A 21627-nucleotide genomic window follows, 5' to 3' on the forward strand; every position below is an offset into this window, starting at 1 on the left:
AAAGCGGTAGTCGCTGGTACTCTTTCGCTTCGGGTAAGGAATTTATTTTAACGATTTGGATTTTGCTTGGCAATGCTTGTCCGGCGAAATGTGGAGGTTTCGGCTATAATGGGGTATTCTGTCATAATTATTGTCATTAAATTAGTTATATGCTGAAATTTACTTTACAGCGCACAGATGGTTTTGCGCGTCGTGGTACTCTGGAATTGAATCATGGCACGGTGGAAACACCAGTATTTATGCCAGTTGGGACATATGGTTCAGTTAAGGCCATGTCGCCACGTAATCTGGAGGAAATTAAGGCGCAGATTATTCTGGGTAATACTTTCCATTTGTGGTTACGGCCGGGGCTGGATGTTATTCGTGATTTTGGCGGGTTGCACGATTTTATTGGCTGGAACCGGCCGATGCTGACTGATTCTGGCGGTTTTCAGGTGTTTTCTCTGGCGCAGATGCGTAAGTTAACGGAAGAGGGCTGTACTTTCCGCAGCCCGATTAACGGGGACAAGCTGTTTTTATCGCCTGAAATTTCCATGCAGATTCAAACGGTGTTGAATTCCGATATTGTGATGCAGCTGGATGAGTGTCCGGACGGCAATGTAGACGCAAAAGAAGCTGAGAAATCTTTGCAGATGAGTCTGCGCTGGGCAGAGCGCAGTAAAAATGAATTCGAGCGCTTGAATAATCCGAATGCTTTATTTGGTATTGTTCAAGGTGGTATGTATGAGGATTTGCGCGAGCAGTCGCTGGCAGGACTAGAGGAAATCGGCTTTCCGGGCTTGTCTGTAGGTGGTTTGTCTGTTGGTGAACCGAAGCCGGAAATGTACCGTATTTTACGGGCTATTGGGCCTAAGCTTCCGGCACATAAGCCGCATTATCTGATGGGTGTCGGTACACCTGAAGATTTGGTGTATGGGGTGGCCTATGGCATTGATATGTTTGACTGTGTGATGCCAACCCGCAATGCGCGCAATGGCTGGCTATTTACCCGTTTTGGTGATGTGAAAATCCGTAATGCGATGTATCGCCATGATCAGCGCCCATTGGATGAAAGTTGTGACTGCTATACTTGCCGTAATTTCAGCCGTGCTTATCTGCATCATTTGCAGCGTGTAGGCGAGATTCTGGGTGCACAGTTAAATACAATTCATAATTTGCGTTATTACCAGATACTGACAGCGGAAATGCGGCTAGCCATCGAGGCAGGCAAATTCAGTGAGTTTCAAACGCGTTTTCATACTGATCGCGCTCGCGGCGTACTGTGATCAAATTTTTTGGGATTGGTACTACTTTTGTACTACCGATGAAGATGATGGGATGCTGATGGGTGGTAATGTGCTGTCAGCAATTTTCTTTGGATATTGTTGAGTATAGTGAGAAATAGTATGGGAGAGAAGGTCTGGTCAGGCCGGTTTCATGAACCGGTAAGTGAGCTGGTGAAGCAGTATACTGCATCTATAACATTTGACCAGCGGCTGGCACAATGTGATATTCAGGGTTCGCTGGCACATGCGCAGATGCTGCATCAGGCTGGTGTGTTGAGTGCGGAGGATTTGTCTGCAATTAAAGCTGGTATGCAGGAAATTTTGCAGGAAATAGCTGCCGGGAAAGTTGACTGGTCGGTTGATCTGGAAGATGTTCATATGAATGTGGAACATCTGTTAACCCAGAAGGTAGGCGATGCTGGCAAGCGTTTGCACACGGGGCGCAGTCGTAATGATCAGGTGGCTACCGATATTCGGTTGTGGCTGCGTGAAGAAATTGACCACATTGTGGCATTAATCAAAGATTTGCAGTCTGCGCTGGTTGATTTGGCTGATAAAAATGCAGAAGTGGTGATGCCGGGTTTCACGCATATGCAGGTAGCTCAGCCTGTTAGCTTTGGCCACCATATGCTGGCTTATGTTGAGATGCTGGGGCGTGACAGTGAGCGTATGCTTGATTGTCGTCATCGGGTTAACCGGATGCCATTAGGAGCTGCTGCACTTGCCGGCACTACGTTTCCGATAAAGCGTGAAATCACTGCGCAATTACTCGGTTTTGAAGCAGTTTGCCAGAATTCTCTGGATGCGGTATCTGACCGTGATTTTGCCATTGAGTTTACTGCTGCTGCGTCGATTTTGATGATGCATCTGTCTCGCCTGAGTGAAGAGTTGATTTACTGGATGAGTCCGCGCTTTGGTTTTATTGATATTGCAGACCGTTTTTGTACTGGTTCGAGCATTATGCCACAGAAGAAAAACCCGGATGTGCCAGAATTGGTACGTGGTAAAAGTGCCCGGGTAGTAGGCCATCTGATGGGGTTGATTACTTTGATGAAATCACAGCCGCTGGCTTATAACAAAGATAATCAGGAAGATAAGGAACCACTTTTTGATACGGTGGATACTCTGGTAGATACTTTGCGTATTTATGCGGATATGATGCGTGGTGTCAGTGTGAAGCCTGAGAATATGCGTGCCGCAGTGTTACAGGGCTTTGCGACAGCAACTGATTTGGCTGATTATCTGGTGAAAAAAGGTTTACCGTTCCGCGATAGTCATGAGGTAGTAGCACGTGCGGTGCGATTGGCAGAAGAGCAGCAACAGGAATTAAGCGAGTTAACGCTGGATGTGCTGCGATCATTTTCCAGTCTGATAGATGAGGATGTGTATCAGGTACTTTCTCCTGAGGGTAGTCTTAATGCGCGTAATCATGTTGGTGGTACCGCACCAGCTCAGGTACGTGCGCAGGTGGCACGCTGGCGTGAGTATTTACAAACTGTTTAATTTTTATTGTACTGGTAGTTTAAGTAGTTAATTTATAAATCAGGCAGGTAAATTTCTGCCTGATTTTTTTATTTGCTTGCTCTTGGGAAAGATTTGTTTTTGAAAATTTTTTATTTTTAAAGAATATTATAAGCATGTGTGTGTTATTGGCTGTTTAATTTTATCGTTAATGTTAAAGACGTCAGTTTTAATTATTCGTAAAAAAATGATTTTTATAAGTAAATGATAATGCCTTTGCTATTGAGCTGGTATGGATGTATTGATATCTCAATTATTGTATTGTTTATAATGGTGAATTTGAATTGAATATATATTAATATGTAAATAAAATGCCAGTAGGTATTAATCAGCGCTGATATGTTTAAGCGCTAAATTAAGGCTTTATGGTTGTTAATTTCACTAGCCAGTAATAGCCGTTATGCAGTTTATTAAACGGGTAAACAGTTATTCTTCTAAAGAGTATTTAAAAGAGGCAGGGCTGGTGATGAGACTGATTTCGATACTGTCCGGCTTTGGTTTAAGTTTATTTTATTGTTTTTTGTATTATTATTTATATTTATGCTCAATGCAAAGCTGTTGTTAATGCCTCTATTATGGTTGTGTTGGGGACACAAGTGCTGAAGCCTCCTGTGCAGCTTCATTAAATTTTGAAAATTTGTTGTCTGTGGGAGATAAAGCTAAGATAAATCAGCGACTGAGACTAGTGTAGTGGCTGTTTATTTGATGCATAAGGGTATTGAATATTTAAGAATTTATATTGGAGAGACTTCAACTCTTATGGGGTAGTAGTTGATTATGCAAATAAAATATTAAGATTAGTTAAAACAGTGGTGGTAACGAATGATTTTTTACCTCTTACTCTCAGTAATGCTGGCTAAACGTTCAGGAATCTATGAACTATCTGGTTTAGCTGCTCCGTTAGTTTTTTCTAATTTTGATAAATATATTTCTTTGGAGAGAGAGCCTGTAGTATTGATGAATTCGTGGTTATTTGGTTACCCAAAAGATAAGATTGAATCTTGAGGAAAGGTGTTGGATATACCATTTTAATATATTCCTATACTCAAATATAAATATATCTTTAATATATGGTCGATAAATATGATTAAATTTATTTATGGAAAATGGTATTTTGATAGGCAGTATCAGAAAATATTCATGTGCTTTTTTGGTTATGTGGATGGTTTTTGTGTGGGTAATGATTCCAGAATGCAAGCTTAAGCTAAGAAATAAATGTGTGTGTTTTGTAGGAAAGTAGTTTGCTTTTACATTATTATTTGAAAAAATAGAATTTTTGACTAAGGAAATCTCTATTGTTCATAATGGGTTATTTTATGTTATGAAATTTTTAAAATAGTTCATTAATATTTAATTTTGTTTTAGTTTTTTTGCAACAAATGTGCCTGATATAAAGTAAATTTAGGCAGAATAAGCTGGTTATTTGCATCTGATTATTTTACAATTATTAACCAACATTAATTGTTTGTTTGTCTTTATTTTAAAAGGGCTGTTATGCGATTGCAGATTACAAAAATGGTTTTGATGCTGGCTGTTGCTGGGCTGATGTCGGCATGTGGAAACAAGATAAAAGAAATAGAAGAATCACCTGACAAGATGGTGCGTGCTGGTATGCAGCGCATGATGAAGGAAGATAATCAGTTTAATTTCACTGGTACTGTTAATTTAGAAGTAGGAAATCAGGCAGGTGCAAACTCTGCGGATAAAAATTCTGAAGTAGTTGCACAGCAGGCAAGCAGTGCTTCCGAAGACCTATCCGAAGTTGAATCAGATTATTACAAACAGCAAATAGAATCAGTTAACAGGGTGATGGGGCTGATTAGCAAATCATTCTCGATACCATTTACTGGCGCAGTGGATATGCCAAAAGGGCGTATGGAAGTCATTCCAGAGTTTCGCTATGAAAGCAAAAATGCACTGGTCTCCTATAAGTTTCCTGTTTATTTAGATTTCAATAATTTATCTATGTATGTGGATGCTTCTGTGATTACTGATATATCAGATATTATGAATCAAGGATCCAATCCTCAATGGGTAATCGGCGATCAATATATGCAACTGGCTGTACCGCAGGATAGAGTACAGCATTTGCCAATTACGGACTTGTTAAAAAGCCTACCTAAGTCTGTTGATGATGGTTATGCTGCTATGGCACCGAGTGCATTCACTAAGGTGGCAGTGGACGAATTTGGTAAAGGGCTGGAAGCAAAATATCAGGTTAGATTAAATTCAACTTATGCGATGAGTTTGAAATATGATGTTGCTATGCTGCAAAGTCTTTCTCAGGCGTTGAAACAGGCTGCTGCTAAGGCCGGTCCGGATAGTAAGTATCAACCACAGGATTATGCAGTATTACAAAATATTGTTGATGGTCTGGTATCAATCTATTCAGGTAATGATGAAACGGCGAATACGCCTTTTGGTTTTTATATGGCGCAATTGAAGAATAACTCGGTTCCTATTATCTATAATTTCTATTTCGATTCCAAAGGCCGAGTTATAGGCACGCGCACTAAAATGACGTTACCGCGGGATCAAATCAAAGAACTGAAAGGGCCGATAAATATAGATTATAAAGTTCAGCTAGAATACACTGGAAGTCCAAAATTTACTATGCAACCTACGCCGCAGAATTCAGTTAATATTGGTTCTCGTTTAGGTATGTATTAATAATTAAATAGTGCTATTTATTTGATTTAAGTAATTTTAAGCCAGTATGCTTTGCATACTGGCTTTTTCATGTTGTGAAATTGTGTATTGTATGCATCATTTGAATGTTGCGATTGGGATGGCTAGATAAGATAGCTGAATATGGCTGCTGTGTTTTTGTATTATTCGATTATTCAAAATTAACATATAAAATGAGATCGATAAACTGATAATTCGCTAGATTAGCTACGATATGGCACAAGCAAGCTTTTTATCGCAAAATGCTGGTTTGCTGCCATCTGCCTACTGATGTCGACGTTTTATTGTGTCTATGGGTGTCAATTGTCAATGTATTTTGTGTCAGTAGTGTAGCTTAAATTATTGTTCTGATAAGTTTGTTTATTTTGCATTGTGTTTTGATTTATATTTTATCCGCGTGGATGATGCTCTTGTACTAGTTGTTTCAGACGTTCATTGGCTACGTGGGTATAGATTTGGGTGGTACCTATATCGGCATGTCCCAATAATAGCTGAACTACACGTAAATCAGCACCATGGTTAACCAGATGGGTGGCAAATGCATGGCGCAGACCATGAGGGCTGAGGTGATGAATACCTGCTGCACTGGCATATTTGGTGACAATCATCCATGCTAACTGGCGACTAATGGCGGTTTTTTTCTGGCTGACAAATACAGCATCACATACTCGGCCTTTAAGTAAAGCAGGGCGAGCATGAGTAAAGTAATTTTGCAGCCAGTCTGTGGCTTCTTCACCCAGTGGTACCATACGCTGCTTGTTTCCTTTACCGATGGTACTCAGCAAACCATTCTGTAAATCAATTTCGTTAATGTGCAAATTAACCGCTTCGCTGACGCGTAAGCCGGTAGCGTACATCAGCTCCAGTAAGGCCTTATCGCGCAGACCATGTGGTGTTTCGGTATCAGGAGCAGTTAGCAGAGCCTCGATTTGGGTTTCGGAAATGATATCGGGCAGATGCTGCCCTTTTTTGGGCATTTGTAGCTGCTCGGTAGGTAAATCCTGACGCTGGTTGTATTCCTGCATCCAGCTAAATAGACGTTTGCACGCTGACAGGGCTCGTGCCTGTGATGATGGTTTTTCACTATCGATAAATACCGCAGCAGCCAGTGATAAAGCATCTACGTTGAACCAGTTTAGATGCTGAGGCTGTAAGCGGCGTGCAATTTTACTCAGGTCGCGCCGGTAGCCTTCTAGTGTGTTAAATGCCAGTTGTTCGCTTAGCCATAAGTGCTCAAGCAGCGATTCGATCGGTTCGAGCAGTTCTGGTGGCAGGGATTCGTTTACCATGTTGCTCCCTCATGGGTGAGTAACCAGCGTTTGATATTGAGTTCGAACGGGTTATTACTCAAGCTAAACCCGCCCAGACCATTGGCAGATACAATCCGATGGCAGGGGATAATAATAGGCAGGGGATTTTTGCCACAGGCTTGTCCAACTGCTCTGGCTGCGCTACCCAGTATACGGGCAATATCGCCGTAGGTGGCAACCTGCCCATAGGGAATACTGGCAATTGCCTGCCACACTCGCTGCTGAAATACAGTGCCAGCCGATGAGGGAGGATAGTTAAATGTTTGCAGCTTGCCAGAGAAATAGGCATCAAGCTGTTGAGCCCAGTATCCTGTCAGTCTAGGCAGGGTTGGTGACATGGCTGTTTGCCAGTGGACTGCCTGTAGTTGTTGCTGCTGACTAAAATCCAGAATTAATGGGCAGCAGGGCGCAGGATAGGAATAGCTAGGCATGTTGTTGTAGGGTATCTAAAACGGTTTGGGCGTGGCCGGCGGCTTTCACTTTGCGCCATTCATGAATAATATTGCCATCCTGATTCAGGATAAATGTGCTTCTTTCAATACCAAATACTTTTTTGCCATACATGTTTTTTTCTTTGAGTACGTCAAACTGGCGACATACTGTTTCTTCACAGTCTGACAACAGGGTAATGCTGAGTTCGTATTTGCAGATGAAATTGTGATGGCTTTTTTCTGTATCGCGGGAAATGCCGATAACGTTATAACCTTGCTGTTTGAATTGTGGCAGTAGTGTACTGAATTCCTGTGCCTCGGTGGTGCAACCGGGGGTATTGTCTTTCGGATAAAAATAAACTACGGCTGGCAGGTGTTCGGCAATGTTGAAGTTGTTACCTTCAGCATCGGGCAGGCTAAACAGCATGGATGTTGACATTGTATATTTTCCTTTGTAAGTATTTTGTGACTAAAGTTAGTTGCGGATAAAGGCAGTAATCAGGGGATCATTGCCAATCAGGCGGCTACAGTGTCCGTGAATGTGTGGGTCGAAGGTAGTGCCTGTGGGTAAGGTATCGGCAGAATAAAAATGTTCACCGGGGCCAAAACGGCGGGTGCTGCCATCACGCAGGCCGATTTCCATGATTCCCTGTAACACAAACAGCCATTGCGGCTTGCCGGTACAGTGGAAATCACTTTTAAAACCAACCGGGCTGTAACGTAATTGTAAACCTTCTGCATTTAACCACGGTGATAGTTGGCTTTTTTCATTGCCTTCGTTTAATTCGATTTTTTCTTCTTTGAAGCGGGCATAGCCATCGCTATCGGTATATAAAATAACTTTGGTAAATATTGTCATGGTTTTGTCTGATGTGTTGATGGTAAAAATCAGTGCAGGTGTTGTAACTCTGCACTGATGGTTCAATTAATCAGCCGATAACGCCAAGGCTGTCATCTTTGGATGGGGTTGCGTTATGTCGGGGTAGTAGCCATAAGGTGGCAATGATGTCTAAGAGGTAGATAGACGCCAGTAGGCACAAGGCCGCATAGAATGACCATTCTTTAACGAGAAAACCGATAACCAGTGGCCCGAAACCACCTACACCTCGGCCAAGATTGAATAGTACATTCTGGGCAGTGGCACGGACATGTGGTGGAAAATTATCAGAAATCAGTGCACCATAGCCGCCAATCATGCCGTTTACAAATAGCCCCATAATGGCACCGCAGATAAGTAATGCGGTTGGATCCTGTAACTGGGCATATTGTGCCACCATAATAAAGGAACCAATCTGGTAAATCAGGAAGATTTTCCAGCGAGCAAAGTGGTCGGCCAGAAAACCGAACAGCCAGATACCGATAATCATGCCGATTACGGTGACCGCTGTCCAGTTGCCGGAAGCGGTAAGGCTAAAACCCAGTTTATTAGCCAGATAACTGGGCATCCAGATCATTAATCCGTAGTAACCAAAGTTTTGTACCGCACACAGGATAAAAATACCCAGACTGATTTTGGCTGTCTGCCGGTCTTTAACCAGTAAGCTCAGGCGTGCTGAAAATGACAGCTCGCCTTGGGCTTTGTGTTCGCGGGTAAACTGTTCTGGTTCGCTGGTATCGTGACGAATAAAGTAAGACGCCACAGCTGGGAATAATCCCACGAGAAACATGCCGCGCCAGCCGATAATATTGAGCAGGAATGGGGTGATAAAAGCTGCTGCCAGTACACCCAACTGCCAGCCTATGCCGACAAAGGCTGAGGCACGGTTGCGTTTTGCAGCAGGCCATACTTCAGCAATCATGGCCATGCCGATACCGAATTCACCGCCTAAACCCATGCCGGCCAGTGCACGGTAAATCAGCAGGTCGTAATAACCCTGCGCAATGGCGCACAGTCCGGTAAATACGGCAAACATAAGAATGGTGAGCGATAGCATGCGTACCCGGCCAAAACGGTCGCTCAGATGGCCAAATACGATACCACCGATAACAGAACCGATCAGAGTCCATGTTACCAGTGAACCAGCCTGTGAGGTGTTCAATCCGAGGTCGTTGCTGATAGCACTGAGCATAAAGCCGAGTATCAGTAAGTCAAAACCATCCATTGCGTAGCCGCTGATTGCGGCCACCATGGCTTTTGCGGGGGTTAATTTTTTTTTTGCTTGATTCATAAGGGGCTTATTGTCGGGAATCTAAGATGTTAATAATGGGTTTGCCTGTTTGTACAGGCTGAGTAATTTCGCCAGCCTGTACCAACGTTGTCGTGGAAGAAAAATTTTCGCGGTCAAAGGCGATATCGCCACCATGTGGCAGTTTCTGCCCCTGTTGCAGGCCGGTGAAGTTGAATAATCTATAGTCTGCCAAATGTGAGGGTACTACGTTTTGCAGGGCTGAAAACATGGATTCAATGCGCCCCGGAAACTGCTTATCCCATTGTTGCAGCATGTCTTTAATGACCTGTCGTTGCAAATTAGGCTGTGAACCACACAGGTTGCATGGAATAATTGGAAATTCCTGCATTTGTGCATAGCGAATCAGGTCTTTTTCTTTAACGTAGGCTAATGGTCTGATAATGATGTGTTCACCATTGTCAGATAACAGTTTTGGCGGCATGGCTTTGAGTTTGCCGCCGTAGAACATATTCAGAAACAGGGTTTCCAGAATATCATCGCGATGGTGACCCAAAGCTATTTTGGTGCAGCCATTTTCTTTGGCCACGCGATACAGTATGCCACGGCGCAAGCGGCTGCACAGGCCGCAGGTGGTTTTACCTTCATCTATAACCCGTTTGACTACGCTATAGGTATCTTCTTCGATGATTTGAAAAGGTACGCCCAAACTACGCAGATAGTCGGGTAGGATATGAGCCGGAAAGCCGGGTTGTTTCTGGTCAAGATTAACGGCCAGAATTTCGAATTGCACTGGGGCAGATTTCTGTAGCTTGAGCAGAATGTCCAGCAATGCATAGCTGTCTTTGCCGCCAGAGAGGCAAACCATGATTTTGTCGCCCTCTGCAATCATCTGGAAGTCATTAATGGCAGCACCAACTTGATGACGGAGTCGTTTGACTAGCTTGTTGTTTTCGTATTCATGTTTGGGTGTATGAGACATGGATGCAGCACTAAATTTAAGCAAATAGCTGCCATTGTACAATAATTAAAGGTCGGCTGATGTGGTTCAGCCGACCTGGGTTAAACTTTACAAGAATTAAAAGGCGATTTTTAGCTTCTATTTGCCGGTTCTTTATCCAGCTCAAATATCTGGTGGAGTACTCGAGTGGCCAGTTCTAGGTATTTTTCATCAATTAAGACGGAAACTTTGATTTCAGAAGTCGAAATCATTTGAATATTGATATTTTCTTTAGCCAGTGTACGGAACATGGTAGAAGCAATGCCAACGTGTGAGCGCATACCCATGCCGACTATGGATACTTTACATACGGTATCATCGCCACAAACTTCACGTGCACCGATTTTTTTCTGTACTTCATGCAGAATATCTAGGGTATTCTGATAATCACTACGCGGTACGGTAAAAGAAAAATCTGTGGTACCGGCAGAACCGAAATTCTGAATTATCATGTCTACTTCAATATTGGCATCGGCCACGGCACCGAGTATCAGGGAAGCCATTCCCGGCGTATCTGGTACACCACGCACATTAATTCGTGCCTGATTTTTATCAAAAGCAATACCGGATACTGCCGCATGTTCCATCATATTTTGATCCTCTTCAAACGTAATTAATGTGCCTTTGCCACTGTTTTCAAGACTGCTTAACACGCGTAGCCGCACTTTGTATTTACCGGCAAATTCTACCGAACGGATTTGTAATACTTTACTGCCCAGACTAGCCAGTTCCAGCATTTCTTCGAATGAGATGGTGCTCAGGCGCCGTGCTTCAGGTACAACGCGCGGGTCGGTGGTATAAACGCCATCTACATCGGTATAAATCTGGCACTCGTCGGCTTTTAGTGCCGCGGCCAGAGCAACTGCTGAGGTATCTGAACCACCACGGCCAAGTGTGGTAATATCATTATTGGCATTAATGCCCTGAAAACCGGCAATGATGACCACCTTGCCAGCATTCAGGTCGGTGCGGATACGTATATCATCTATTTCATCAATCCGCGCTTTGGTATGAGCGCAATCGGTTTTAACCGCTACCTGCCAGCCAGTATAGCTTTTGGCATCCACGCCAATGCTATGCAGTGCCATGGCCAGCAGGCCGATTGTAACCTGTTCGCCGGTTGATAACACAACATCCATTTCGCGTGGATTGGGTTTTTCCTGAATTTCATGTGCCAGTGCGACCAGACGGTTGGTTTCACCGCTCATGGCGGATACAACCACGACAACATCATCACCATTAGCTCTGGCCTGTGCTACACGACGCGCTACATTTTTTATACGCTCTACAGTTCCTACTGAGGTACCGCCGTATTTTTGTACGATTAACGCCATAACACTGCTTGCTTTCTGAGTTGTTTTAATGTCAAAAAAGGAGAGGCTGTGTTAATACTGCCTGCTTGATTTTCCTTTAGGGCGTTCTTTTTAGCATTTTTATCATGTAAAAACAAGCTGCTGAATCAGTATTTTGTCAAATTCAAGCGGCCTGTTTTAAATAATTTTTAAATTCAGAAAATAGGTATTTGTATTTGTATGAATTAATTGGCAGCCAGCGCTTGTTGTTGGACAGCAAGAATTTGCGCAACTCCTTTTTGTGCCAGACTGATTAATTCATTTAATTGCTGAATACTGAACGTAGCACCTTCAGCAGTGCCCTGAATTTCAACTAGCTGCTGTGAAGCAGTCATGACTACATTGATATCAGCATCGCAGGCTGAATCTTCGGGATAGTCTAGATCGAGTAGCAGTTTGCCATTAAGGATGCCAACTGAAATAGCGGCAACGGCTTCACGAATCGGGTTTTCACTGATTACGCCATGGGCAAGCAGTTTGTTAACAGCCAGTGACAAGGCTACAAAGGCACCGCTGATGCTGGCCGTGCGCGTACCACCATCAGCCTGAATGACATCACAATCAATCAATATCTGGCGGCTGCCCAGTTTTTCCATATCCACAACTGCGCGTAATGAGCGGCCAATCAGACGTTGGATTTCCTGAGTACGGCCAGATTGTTTTCCTGCTGCGGCTTCGCGGCGCATACGTCCGTTAGCTGAAGCTGGCAGCATTCCGTATTCTGCGGTTACCCAGCCACGCCCTTGATTTTTGAGAAATGCTGGAACATTTTCGTCGATGGTGGCTGTGCAGATTACTTTGGTATTGCCGCAACTAATTAGTACGGAACCATCTGCATGTGCCAGAAAGTGGGGAGTAATACTAAGCTTCCGTGGTTCATTATCAGCACGCTCAGTGCGATTGGGTATAGAGGTATTTTTCATTATGGTCGCTTTGATTGAGTGATGGTTAGAGAATTATATAGTCAGTGTGCTGCTATTGATACCAATTAAGCCTTTTGTAGATGAAAGGGTTTTCGTTATACTTGATTTAATTGCCAGTTTAGATATAACCAGGCAGGAAGAAACGGTTTAAGGAAAATATTATGTTATACAGTATGACTGGCTATGCAAATGCTTCAGGACAGTTTGGCAATCGTCAAATCAGTATTGAGCTTAAGGCAGTTAATCATCGCTATCTGGATATTCAGTTTAAAGTTGCCGAAGAATTGCGCCGATTTGAGGGGCAGATGCGCGAATTAATCAACGCGCAGGTTGCAAGGGGTAAACTGGAGTGTCGCGTACAGATTAAGCAGCTCCCCAGCCAAAATACTGAGGATTTACCTATTGATCACAAGTTGGTAGAGCAACTGGCGGTATTTAATCATCAGATACGTCGTCAGTACAAAGATTTGGGTAAACTGACGGTTGCGGATATTCTGCATTTTCCCGGGGTAATTGTTGCGACAACGGAAGACGAAGACGTGCTGCTCAATGGGCTACTGACGCTACTGAAGGAGGTATTAACCGAATTTAAGACAGCACGGGCACGGGAGGGGGAAAAACTCCAGCAGCACCTGCTGAGCAGGCTCAATGATATGAGTGATATTGTGGCCGCGATGCAGCAACTGTTTCCGCAGTTATTGCAGGATTATATGGATAAGGCTGAAACCCGCTTGCGGGAAGCTGTGGCGCAGGTAGATGCAGAGCGGCTAAAACAGGAATTTGTTCTGTTTATGCAAAAGGCGGATGTTGACGAGGAGCTGAACCGTTTAAATACCCATATTGCTGAAGCACGGCGTCTGATAGAGGAACATCGTGGCAGTGTGGGCAAACGTCTGGATTTTCTGATGCAGGAACTGAACCGCGAAGCCAATACTCTGGGTAGCAAAGCTATTGCCATTGAATGCACTCAGGCTTCAGTTGGTCTTAAAGTGCTGATTGAGCAGATGCGCGAACAGGTGCAGAATGTTGAATAAACACTAACTGTTGTTATATTGATTGACACCAGAATTACCTGTATGAACCAACCGGTAATTCTGGTTTTTGGTCGGGTGTATCGCTGTATGAAAGCAGGTTGTTAAAAAGATAAACTAACCATACGTTTGGCTGCTTCTACACATTCTTCGACACTGGATACCAGTGCAATCCGCACATAGCCGGCGCCAGCATTACCGTATGGGGTATTGCGGGCAAGATACCGCCCCGGTAGTACTCGGATAGCGGCTTTTTGCCATAACTTTTTAGTAAAGGCTAAATCGTCACCATCCGGTACTGACAGCCACAGATAGAATGACGCGTCAGGTTTCTGTATGGCAAATTTTTGCTGTAGTATCGGAATAACTTTCTCGAATTTTTCCCGATACAGATTGCGGTTGGCAATAACATGTTCTTCATCGTTCCATGCGGCAATGCTGGCATGCTGAATGGGCACACTCATGGCGCTGCCATGATAGGTACGATAAAGCAGGAAATTGGCCAGAAGTTTACTGTCACCAGCTACAAAGCCGGAACGTAAGCCGGGTGCATTGGAGCGTTTGGATAAACTGGTAAACATAATAAGGCGGTCAAATGTTCGCCCCAGTTGTGTGGCTGCCTGTAATGCGCCTAAAGGTTTGTTGTCATCATCAAAGTAAATTTCCGAATAGCACTCATCTGAAGCAATCACAAATCCGTATTCATCCTGCAAGGCAAATAATTTCTGCCATTCTTCCAGATTCATCACAGCACCGCTTGGGTTGCCCGGTGAGCATACGAATACGAGCTGTACTTTAGACCATGTATTGTTATCGATCTCCTGCCACTGTGGCATAAAATGCGGTGCCCGGCAATTAATGTATTCTACGCGTGCGCCTGCCAGCACTGCTGCGCCCTCGTAAATCTGATAAAACGGATTTGGACTGATAACCACGGGTTGAAATTTGCTACTGGTATCAATAATGGTTTGCGTAAACGCAAACAAGGCTTCGCGACTACCTAAAACAGGCAGTACTTCTGTGTCTGGATTAACATTCAATCCTGCATAACGGCGTGTTAACCATTGCGCACAGGCCTGACGCAGTTCTGTAATACCAGCCGTAGCCGGATAAACAGCAAGTCCGTCCAGATGTTGAATTAGCGCATCTGTAAGCACAGGTGGCGTGGGGTGTTTTGGTTCACCGATATGTAATGATATTGGTTGCAGATTGGCCGGCGGTTCGAGGCCGTCCATTAATTTACGCAAGCGGGCAAAGGGGTAGGGCTGCAATAATTCCAGTTTGGGGTTCATGGTGATAAACACAAATAATTGTAAATGCTCTGATACTACCATCAATCAAATGGCCACGGCAGTGAGTAGTGATTATTTATCGGGCAAATATAGTATTTGTTGACTAATTGAGTGATACTAAGCAGTGTTATAAATAAAAAGCCACATCAAAGTGGCTTTACATGGCTGGTAAAAATATCAGGCAGACTTTTGCACTGTCTGCATATTGCCAGTTAGCAAGTAGTCAATGGTTTCTTTCACACTACGCATGGCATTTCCGAATGGCAGTGGATCTTTACCACGGAAGAATAAACCTTTATCGGTTTCGCCACGCCAGGCAGCGGCAAGCTTCAGGTCAATACAGAACTGGCCGACTTTTTCCAGTCCGTCGCGCAGACCGCATACCGACAAACAGTTAATACCCTGGGTGCAGCGTCGCGGGTCAGCCTTGGCATTGGCCTGCAAAATACTTTCGCGTTTCAGATAACTGTCAAGAAACTTGGTTTTAACGCCACGTGCCGGTAAACCGGCTACAGACATAAATTCTACTATCTGTTCACCCTCTGCACCGGCTAAAGTTTTCTTGAAATTAATATGCGCATCACCTTCCTGAGTAACAGCAAATGCAGTACCAATTTGCACGGCAGCAGCACCCCATTCTTTCAGGGCAGTGGTGATTTTCTGGAAGTTAGCCATACCGCCAGCCACTATTAATGGAATTTTTTCCCTTTCCAGATCAAGTTTTTTAAATAACTCAAAAGTTTCTGCGAGTACGCGTTTGAATTCAAAACGCTCATCATTCACGCCGGCAACTGTGGCGGCTCCCAGATGACCGGCTGCATGAGCCGGGTGTTCAATCACAATTGCATCGGGCAGACGGTTTTTTTTCATCCAGCGCTTGAGTACTATGGCTATCCCACGGGATTCAGACAGGATTGGCATTAAAGCAACATTAGGAAAATTTTCTGTCATGTCGGGTAGATCCAGAGGCAGACCTGCACCCATTACAATTGCATGTGCTCCTGATTCACAGGCTTGCCGTACCATGGCCGGATGGTCTTTAACTGCTTTCATCACATTGACTGCTATCATGCCACGCCCTTGCGACTGGGCTAATGCGGACTTGATTTCACGATCCAGAGCAATCCGGTTTAAAGTGTCGTATTTCTCTTGCGTTGGATTTTGCTGAGATTGCTCCAGCAAATCGGGATGCAAATGACGTAAATCCACACTGGCGATCGTACCTACGCCGTTTTCACGTGCGACTGCACTGGCCAGACTGGATGCAGACACGCCTACGCCCATACCACCCTGAACAATTGGTATCAGATGATGATTGCGAATAATCAGTGGTGCAAATTCCTGCATATTACTTCCTGCCTCTTGATGTAAATTAGTAATGCTTCATGGCGCCACCTAAGCTAAAAGCCTGTAATTACTACCGGAAACCAATTAAACTTATACTTAATCCGGCAGGCTTTTATAAATTAGTGCATATACTCTATTCTTGCATAAAGCCACTGTCAAGAGAATCAAAGCGACTTAATGGCTTCAGATTTGGCTTTGATTCTGGTTTTATAGAATTTGTACGACAAGGTTAGGTAGTGTAAGGATAGGCTGTTAAGTCTTAATGCTTAGAGAAATCATCACCAACTCATGTTATATTCACACTATGAGCATGAATCAGGTAATCGCAACAGGGTAAATAACTAATGGTTACATGTAATGCACAGCGGCGTGCCGTTTTGGGTGCGCTGGTTTTATTTCTGTCAGCCTGTGGCACGGGTAATCAACAAAGAGTTCAGATCGGCAAGCAAGGCCATCTGGCTCCAATCAGAATTACCAAAATCAGCCACCAGCAGGGAAGTCAGGAATTGCTGCTGCAAAGCATGAGTCTGATTGGTATGCCTTACCGTTATGGTGGCAGTACTCGAGATAACGGATTCGATTGCAGCGGTATGGTGCAATATGTTTACCAGCAGGCATTGCAGGTTAATCTCCCTCGTACCGCGCGTGATATAGCTGCTGTTTCCACACCAATCCGCATGCGAGATTTGCAGGTTGGGGATTTGGTATTTTTCAATACATCGGGACAGGCTTATTCACATATGGGGTTGTATATCGGTAACGGTAAATTTATCCATGCTCCTTCCAGTAATGGTGTGATTCGTACCGCCAGACTGGATCAACCCTATTTTAGCCAGCGTTTTACAGGTGCACGGACGCTGTTTGCCCGCTAATCAAAAGAATTAACCATTCTTTTTTATGACTAAAGTAATCACAGTAAACAGGACAATAACATGAGTGAGCAAGATTTGGTATTGGTACTCAATTGCGGCAGTTCTTCCGTAAAGGCTGCAGTAATGGATGTGGCCGAAAAAGAAGTTTTAATGAGCTGTCTGGCCGAAAAAGTAGGCAATACTGATGCTTTCATTACCTTCAAAATAAATGGTGAAAAACATAAACATGCCTTAACCGGTGGTCATGACCACGTTGCTGCCGTAATGGCCTTGCTGGAACAGTTAAAAGCGCTGGGTTTATACGACCGTGTAAAAGCTATTGGCCATCGCGTAGTACATGGTGGGGAACGCTTTACTCAGTCTACCGTGATTACACCTGAAGTAATGCGTGATATTGAAGCTTGTATTGTACTGGCACCCTTGCACAACCCAGCTCATATTTTGGGTATACAGGCAGCACAACAGGCATTCCCGGAATTACCTCAGGTAGCTGTATTTGATACAGCTTTCCATCAAACCATGCCGCCGCATGCCTATCATTATGCCATTCCGTCAACCTTGTATACCCGCTATGGTGTACGCCGTTATGGTGCGCATGGTACCAGCTATCGCTATGTTGCACAGGAAGCTGCTGCATTTTTGCAGCGCGATGTCAATGAAATGAGCATGGTTATTGCTCATTTGGGTAATGGCGCATCTATTACTGCAGTTAAAAACGGCCGTTCACAGGATACCAGTATGGGGCTGACACCTCTGGAAGGTCTGGTAATGGGTACGCGCTGTGGTGACATCGATCCAAGTATCTTCTCTTTCTTGGCTGCGAATGCCAAAATGAGCATTGAACAGATTACTGAAATGCTGAATAAGGAAAGCGGATTGCTGGGGCTGTCTAATCTCTCCAACGACTGCCGTATGCTGGAAGAGGCCGCCGCCAATGGACATAAAGGTGCAGAGCTAGCTCTGGATGTCTTTGCCTACCGTCTGGCCAAATACGTAGGTGGCATGATGGTTGCCTGCGGTAGTCTGGATGCGCTGGTGTTTACCGGTGGTATCGGTGAAAACTCTACCCTGATGCGCGAAAAAGTAGTGAACTATCTGAATGTATTTGGCATGATGCTTGACCACGATGCCAATATGGAAGCCTGCTTTGGCACTCCGGGTGTGATTAGCACTAAAGACAGCAAAGCTGCTGTTATGGTTATTCCAACCAATGAAGAACTGATGATTGCACAGGATACCGCTCAGTTAACTGGTATGCGGTTGTAAGAAACTGGTTTCGAAACATAGTAAATAAAACTGTATACGCTCTTAAAACTGGCTTTGTACAATTACAAAGCCAGTTTTTATATTTTTTGATGCCTTTGATAGTTTTAATTTCAAATAGTTACCGTATAGTTTCAGTAAAATATATTGAATTCAGTATTAATCAATAATAGAAAAGGAATCCATTTGTGGATTCCTTTGTAAAACAGAGATTACATATGATTAAAGAAACTACAGATTCATTTCACAATAGAAAGTATAAGCAGTCATAATTCACTAACTGCTGAATTAAAAAAGATAAAAAATCTTTATAGTCAGAAGTATTAACTTCTTACATTTATTATGTAATAACAATCTTACGCAACTCGGCTAGAGTAACGGTTTTATCCTTAAAGACAAATTTTTCTATTGTATAACTATCACTGTAGAAGAAATTCTGTATAAAAACAGAATCATTATCGTTATAGCCATAAATGATTAAATGATCGTTGCTCTTGCGGAATTTCACTTCAGCGAAATCAACATCGGTAAACTGAATGGTATCTACTGCACCGGAAGTATCATAAATGACATCGTGTCCATGTCCTTTGGCAAAGACATAGGTATCATTACCCTGACCACCTGCCAGATAATCATCGCCGGTGCCCCCAATGAGGGTATCATCACCCCCATTGCCATAGAGGTTGTCATTGCCAGCACCACCATCCAGCACATCATTGCTGCTACCTGTAGTAATATTGTCGTCACCATCATCGCCATAAACAAGAGCACGGCCATTAGTCATGACAATGGTGTCGTTGCCACTGGTGCCATACAATTGCATACCATCTTTACGCAACTCGGCTAGAGTAACGGTTTTATCCTTAAAGACAAATTTTTCTATTGTATAACTATCACTGTAGAAGAAATTCTGTATAAAAACAGAATCATTATCGTTATAGCCATAAATGATTAAATGATCGTTGCTCTTGCGGAATTTCACTTCAGCGAAATCAACATCGGTAAACTGAATGGTATCTACTGCACCGGAAGTATCATAAATGACATCGTGTCCATGTCCTTTGGCAAAGACATAGGTATCATTACCCTCACCACCTGCCATATAATCATCGCCGGTGCCCCCAATGAGGGTATCATCACCCCCATTGCCATAGAGGTTGTCATTGCCAGCACCACCATCCAGCACATCATTGCTGCTACCTGTAGTAATATTGTCGTCACCATCATCGCCATAAACAAGAGCACGGCCATTAGTCATGACAATAGTGTCGTTGCCACTGGTACCACACAATTGCATACCATCCTTACGCAACTCGGCTAGAGTAACGGTTTTATCCTTAAAGACAAATTTTTCTATTTTATAGCTATCACTGTAGAAGAAATTCTGTATAAAAACAGAATCATTATCGTTATAGCCATAAATGATTAAATGATCGTTGCTCTTGCGGAATTTCACTTCAGCGAAATCAACATCGGTAAACTGAATGGTATCTACTGCACCGGAAGTATCATAAATGACATCGTGTCCATGTCCTTTGGCAAAGACATAGGTATCATTACCCTGACCACCTGCCAGATAATCATCGCCGGTGCCCCCAATGAGGGTATCATCACCCCCATTGCCATAGAGGTTGTCATTGCCAGCACCACCATCCAGAACATCATTGTTGCTACCTGTAGTAATATTGTCGTCACCATCATCGCCATAAACAAGAGCACGGCCATTAGTCATGACAATGGTGTCGTTGCCACTGGTACCATGCAATTGCATACCATCCTTACGCAATTCAGCCAGAGTAACGGTTTTATCCTTAAAGACAAATTTTTCTATTGTATAACTATCACTGTAGAAGAAATTCTGTATAAAAACAGAATCATTATCGTTATAGCCATAAATGATTAAATGATCGTTGCTCTTGCGGAATTTCACTTCAGCGAAATCAACATCGGTAAACTGAATGGTATCTACTGCACCGGAAGTATCATAAATGACATCGTGTCCATGGCCTTTGGCAAAGACATAGGTATCATTACCCTCACCACCTGCCAGATAATCATCGCCGGTGCTCCCAATGAGGGTATCGTTACCCGCATTGCCGTAGAGGCTGTCATTGCCATCATCACCATTCAGAATGTCATCGCCATCTCCACCAGATAAAATGTCGTTTCCTTTACCCCCATTGATAAGATCATTTCCCCACCAGCCAGTAATGTTATTGTCATTATCGTCACCATCTAGTATAACTGTGATTTTGTTATTTATATCCTGTGCTTTAAGAGTTTGGTCTTCAAAAATGAAATTGAATGCACGGCTGTAACTATTATTAAAATAGTCAGACAAAGTTACAGAATCTGAGTTACCATATGCTTTGATAATTAAATTGTTACCAGAACGGCGAAAGAGAGCATCAGTAAAATTGGCACCCTTGAAGACAATATCATTGCGCTGATTCGAATAGCTAGCGTTTCCTTGGTCATAAATTATATCCTGCCCATGTCCTGCTTCAAATTCATAGCGGTCTTTTTCCCAATCACCTCCTTTAAGAATATCATTTCCGCTGCCACCAATCATAATGTCGTAGCCAGCACCACCATTAAGGGTATCGTTACCGGCACCACCATTAAGGATATCATTGCCATTACCGCCATCAAGAAAATCATCACCGTCACCACCACTTAAATAGTCATTGCCATTTTCTCCATACAGTTCATCATTACCAGCGCCTCCAAAGAGATTGTCTATGCCATTTCCTCCATATAGTTTGTCATTACCTGATCCTCCTGCAATAATATCATGAGAGTTCCAGCCTCTAAGTACATCATCACCTGATGTACCGCCTATAGTAAATGACATGGCAGCAATATCATCAACACTCAATACTTTATCGTCAAAAATAAAGTTAAATGCTCTGCAATAAGAATTTTGGTAGTTAAAATAATCAGACAGGGTAACAGAATCATCCGTACCATAAGCCTGAATAACCAGATCAGTACCGGAGCGGGCAAACTGAGCATCAGCCAGAGTGGCGCCCTTGAAGACTACATCATTGTACTGATCCTTATAGTCAGTGTTTCCTTGGTCATAAATCACATCCTGGCCATGTCCTGCCTCGAATTCATAGCGGTCTTTGTACCAGTCGCCGCCTTTGAGGATATCATTCCCGGTACCGCCAATAAGAATATCGTTACCGGCACCACCATTTAAG

Annotated in this window: 17 protein-coding genes; 6 read left to right on the forward strand and 11 right to left on the reverse strand. The window is 43.5% G+C overall.

Features of this window, described 5'->3' with window-relative positions; all coding sequences use genetic code 11:
* Positions 1–149 precede the first annotated feature (149 nt).
* The 3 genes from tgt to MJ764_RS03130 all read left to right on the forward strand — a co-directional run bounded on the left by tgt (position 150) and on the right by MJ764_RS03130 (position 5456).
* Positions 150–1265: a tRNA guanosine(34) transglycosylase Tgt gene (gene tgt / locus MJ764_RS03120; protein ID WP_239324518.1), complete on the forward strand. Its 1116-nt coding sequence runs from the start codon at positions 150–152 to the stop codon at positions 1263–1265.
* A 120-nt stretch (positions 1266–1385) separates the two neighbouring features.
* On the forward strand, positions 1386–2768 hold the full coding sequence (gene argH / locus MJ764_RS03125; protein WP_239324520.1) for an argininosuccinate lyase: 1383 nt from the start codon (positions 1386–1388) through the stop codon (positions 2766–2768).
* Positions 2769–4280: 1512 nt separating this feature from the next.
* Entirely contained in the window at positions 4281–5456 is a 1176-nt protein-coding gene (locus MJ764_RS03130; RefSeq protein ID WP_239324522.1) for a hypothetical protein, read from the forward strand.
* A gap of 407 nt (positions 5457–5863) precedes the next feature.
* Here the strand turns inward: MJ764_RS03130 and xerD are convergent, their stop codons facing one another.
* From xerD to rph, 8 genes are all read right to left on the reverse strand, one after another.
* Positions 5864–6763, reverse strand: coding sequence for a site-specific tyrosine recombinase XerD (gene xerD / locus MJ764_RS03135; RefSeq protein WP_239324524.1), 900 nt, complete (start codon positions 6761–6763; stop codon positions 5864–5866).
* Positions 6757–7215, reverse strand: coding sequence for a methylated-DNA--[protein]-cysteine S-methyltransferase (locus MJ764_RS03140; protein WP_239324525.1), 459 nt, complete (start codon positions 7213–7215; stop codon positions 6757–6759). The genes xerD and MJ764_RS03140 overlap by 7 nt, the downstream gene beginning before the upstream one ends.
* A complete protein-coding gene (locus tag MJ764_RS03145) occupies positions 7208–7654 on the reverse strand; it encodes a peroxiredoxin (protein ID WP_239324526.1) in 447 nt (148 codons plus the stop codon). Before MJ764_RS03145 ends, MJ764_RS03140 begins: the two co-directional genes overlap by 8 nt.
* Before the next feature lie 36 nt (positions 7655–7690).
* Positions 7691–8074: a cupin domain-containing protein gene (locus tag MJ764_RS03150; RefSeq protein ID WP_239324527.1), complete on the reverse strand. Its 384-nt coding sequence runs from the start codon at positions 8072–8074 to the stop codon at positions 7691–7693.
* 70 nt (positions 8075–8144) lie between these two features.
* Positions 8145–9383, reverse strand: coding sequence for an MFS transporter (locus tag MJ764_RS03155; RefSeq protein WP_174828819.1), 1239 nt, complete (start codon positions 9381–9383; stop codon positions 8145–8147).
* A gap of 7 nt (positions 9384–9390) precedes the next feature.
* On the reverse strand, positions 9391–10323 hold the full coding sequence (gene ttcA / locus MJ764_RS03160) for a tRNA 2-thiocytidine(32) synthetase TtcA (RefSeq protein ID WP_239324528.1): 933 nt from the start codon (positions 10321–10323) through the stop codon (positions 9391–9393).
* A 110-nt stretch (positions 10324–10433) separates the two neighbouring features.
* The gene (locus MJ764_RS03165) at positions 10434–11675 is read right to left on the reverse strand and encodes an aspartate kinase (protein ID WP_239324529.1); all 1242 of its coding nucleotides are present in this window, start codon (positions 11673–11675) and stop codon (positions 10434–10436) included.
* 203 nt (positions 11676–11878) lie between these two features.
* Positions 11879–12616 (reverse strand): ribonuclease PH, encoded by a 738-nt coding sequence (gene rph, locus MJ764_RS03170; RefSeq protein ID WP_239324530.1) that lies wholly within the window; start codon positions 12614–12616, stop codon positions 11879–11881.
* Positions 12617–12777: 161 nt separating this feature from the next.
* On the opposite strand from rph, the gene MJ764_RS03175 reads away from it, so the two are divergent.
* Positions 12778–13650 carry a YicC/YloC family endoribonuclease gene (locus MJ764_RS03175; protein ID WP_239324531.1) on the forward strand — a complete coding sequence of 291 codons (873 nt, stop codon included), beginning with the start codon at positions 12778–12780 and terminating at the stop codon, positions 13648–13650.
* A gap of 101 nt (positions 13651–13751) precedes the next feature.
* On the opposite strand, the gene dapC is transcribed toward MJ764_RS03175, so the two are convergent.
* Positions 13752–14939: a succinyldiaminopimelate transaminase gene (gene dapC, locus MJ764_RS03180; protein ID WP_239324552.1), complete on the reverse strand. Its 1188-nt coding sequence runs from the start codon at positions 14937–14939 to the stop codon at positions 13752–13754.
* Between the two features lie 177 nt (positions 14940–15116).
* The gene (locus tag MJ764_RS03185) at positions 15117–16286 is read right to left on the reverse strand and encodes an NAD(P)H-dependent flavin oxidoreductase (RefSeq protein ID WP_239324532.1); all 1170 of its coding nucleotides are present in this window, start codon (positions 16284–16286) and stop codon (positions 15117–15119) included.
* Positions 16287–16630: 344 nt separating this feature from the next.
* On the opposite strand from MJ764_RS03185, the gene MJ764_RS03190 reads away from it, so the two are divergent.
* Both MJ764_RS03190 and MJ764_RS03195 read left to right on the forward strand, forming a co-directional pair.
* Positions 16631–17158, forward strand: coding sequence for a C40 family peptidase (locus tag MJ764_RS03190; RefSeq protein WP_239324534.1), 528 nt, complete (start codon positions 16631–16633; stop codon positions 17156–17158).
* A 60-nt stretch (positions 17159–17218) separates the two neighbouring features.
* Positions 17219–18424, forward strand: a complete 1206-nt coding sequence (locus MJ764_RS03195) for an acetate kinase (RefSeq protein WP_239324536.1) — start codon at positions 17219–17221, stop codon at positions 18422–18424.
* 337 nt (positions 18425–18761) lie between these two features.
* Here MJ764_RS03195 and MJ764_RS11415 read toward each other — a convergent pair.
* Positions 18762–21627, reverse strand: a 2866-nt coding sequence (locus tag MJ764_RS11415) for a calcium-binding protein (RefSeq protein WP_275415231.1), incomplete at its 5' end; no start/stop codon positions are given.

The sequence above is a fragment of the Snodgrassella gandavensis genome (assembly GCF_914768025.1).
GTDB classification, from domain to species: domain Bacteria; phylum Pseudomonadota; class Gammaproteobacteria; order Burkholderiales; family Neisseriaceae; genus Snodgrassella; species Snodgrassella gandavensis.

Bases quoted from the DNA above. Each gene is read 5' to 3' on its own strand.
- tgt (WP_239324518.1), top strand. From the start codon at position 150: ATGCTGAAATTTACTTTACAGCGCACAGATGGTTTTGCGCGTCGTGGT.
- argH (WP_239324520.1), top strand. From the start codon at position 1,386: ATGGGAGAGAAGGTCTGGTCAGGCCGGTTTCATGAACCGGTAAGTGAG.
- MJ764_RS03130 (WP_239324522.1), top strand. From the start codon at position 4,281: ATGCGATTGCAGATTACAAAAATGGTTTTGATGCTGGCTGTTGCTGGG.
- xerD (WP_239324524.1), bottom strand. From the start codon at position 6,763: ATGGTAAACGAATCCCTGCCACCAGAACTGCTCGAACCGATCGAATCG.
- MJ764_RS03140 (WP_239324525.1), bottom strand. From the start codon at position 7,215: ATGCCTAGCTATTCCTATCCTGCGCCCTGCTGCCCATTAATTCTGGAT.
- MJ764_RS03145 (WP_239324526.1), bottom strand. From the start codon at position 7,654: ATGTCAACATCCATGCTGTTTAGCCTGCCCGATGCTGAAGGTAACAAC.
- MJ764_RS03150 (WP_239324527.1), bottom strand. From the start codon at position 8,074: ATGACAATATTTACCAAAGTTATTTTATATACCGATAGCGATGGCTAT.
- MJ764_RS03155 (WP_174828819.1), bottom strand. From the start codon at position 9,383: ATGAATCAAGCAAAAAAAAAATTAACCCCCGCAAAAGCCATGGTGGCC.
- ttcA (WP_239324528.1), bottom strand. From the start codon at position 10,323: ATGTCTCATACACCCAAACATGAATACGAAAACAACAAGCTAGTCAAA.
- MJ764_RS03165 (WP_239324529.1), bottom strand. From the start codon at position 11,675: ATGGCGTTAATCGTACAAAAATACGGCGGTACCTCAGTAGGAACTGTA.
- rph (WP_239324530.1), bottom strand. From the start codon at position 12,616: ATGAAAAATACCTCTATACCCAATCGCACTGAGCGTGCTGATAATGAA.
- MJ764_RS03175 (WP_239324531.1), top strand. From the start codon at position 12,778: ATGTTATACAGTATGACTGGCTATGCAAATGCTTCAGGACAGTTTGGC.
- dapC (WP_239324552.1), bottom strand. From the start codon at position 14,939: ATGAACCCCAAACTGGAATTATTGCAGCCCTACCCCTTTGCCCGCTTG.
- MJ764_RS03185 (WP_239324532.1), bottom strand. From the start codon at position 16,286: ATGCAGGAATTTGCACCACTGATTATTCGCAATCATCATCTGATACCA.
- MJ764_RS03190 (WP_239324534.1), top strand. From the start codon at position 16,631: ATGGTTACATGTAATGCACAGCGGCGTGCCGTTTTGGGTGCGCTGGTT.
- MJ764_RS03195 (WP_239324536.1), top strand. From the start codon at position 17,219: ATGAGTGAGCAAGATTTGGTATTGGTACTCAATTGCGGCAGTTCTTCC.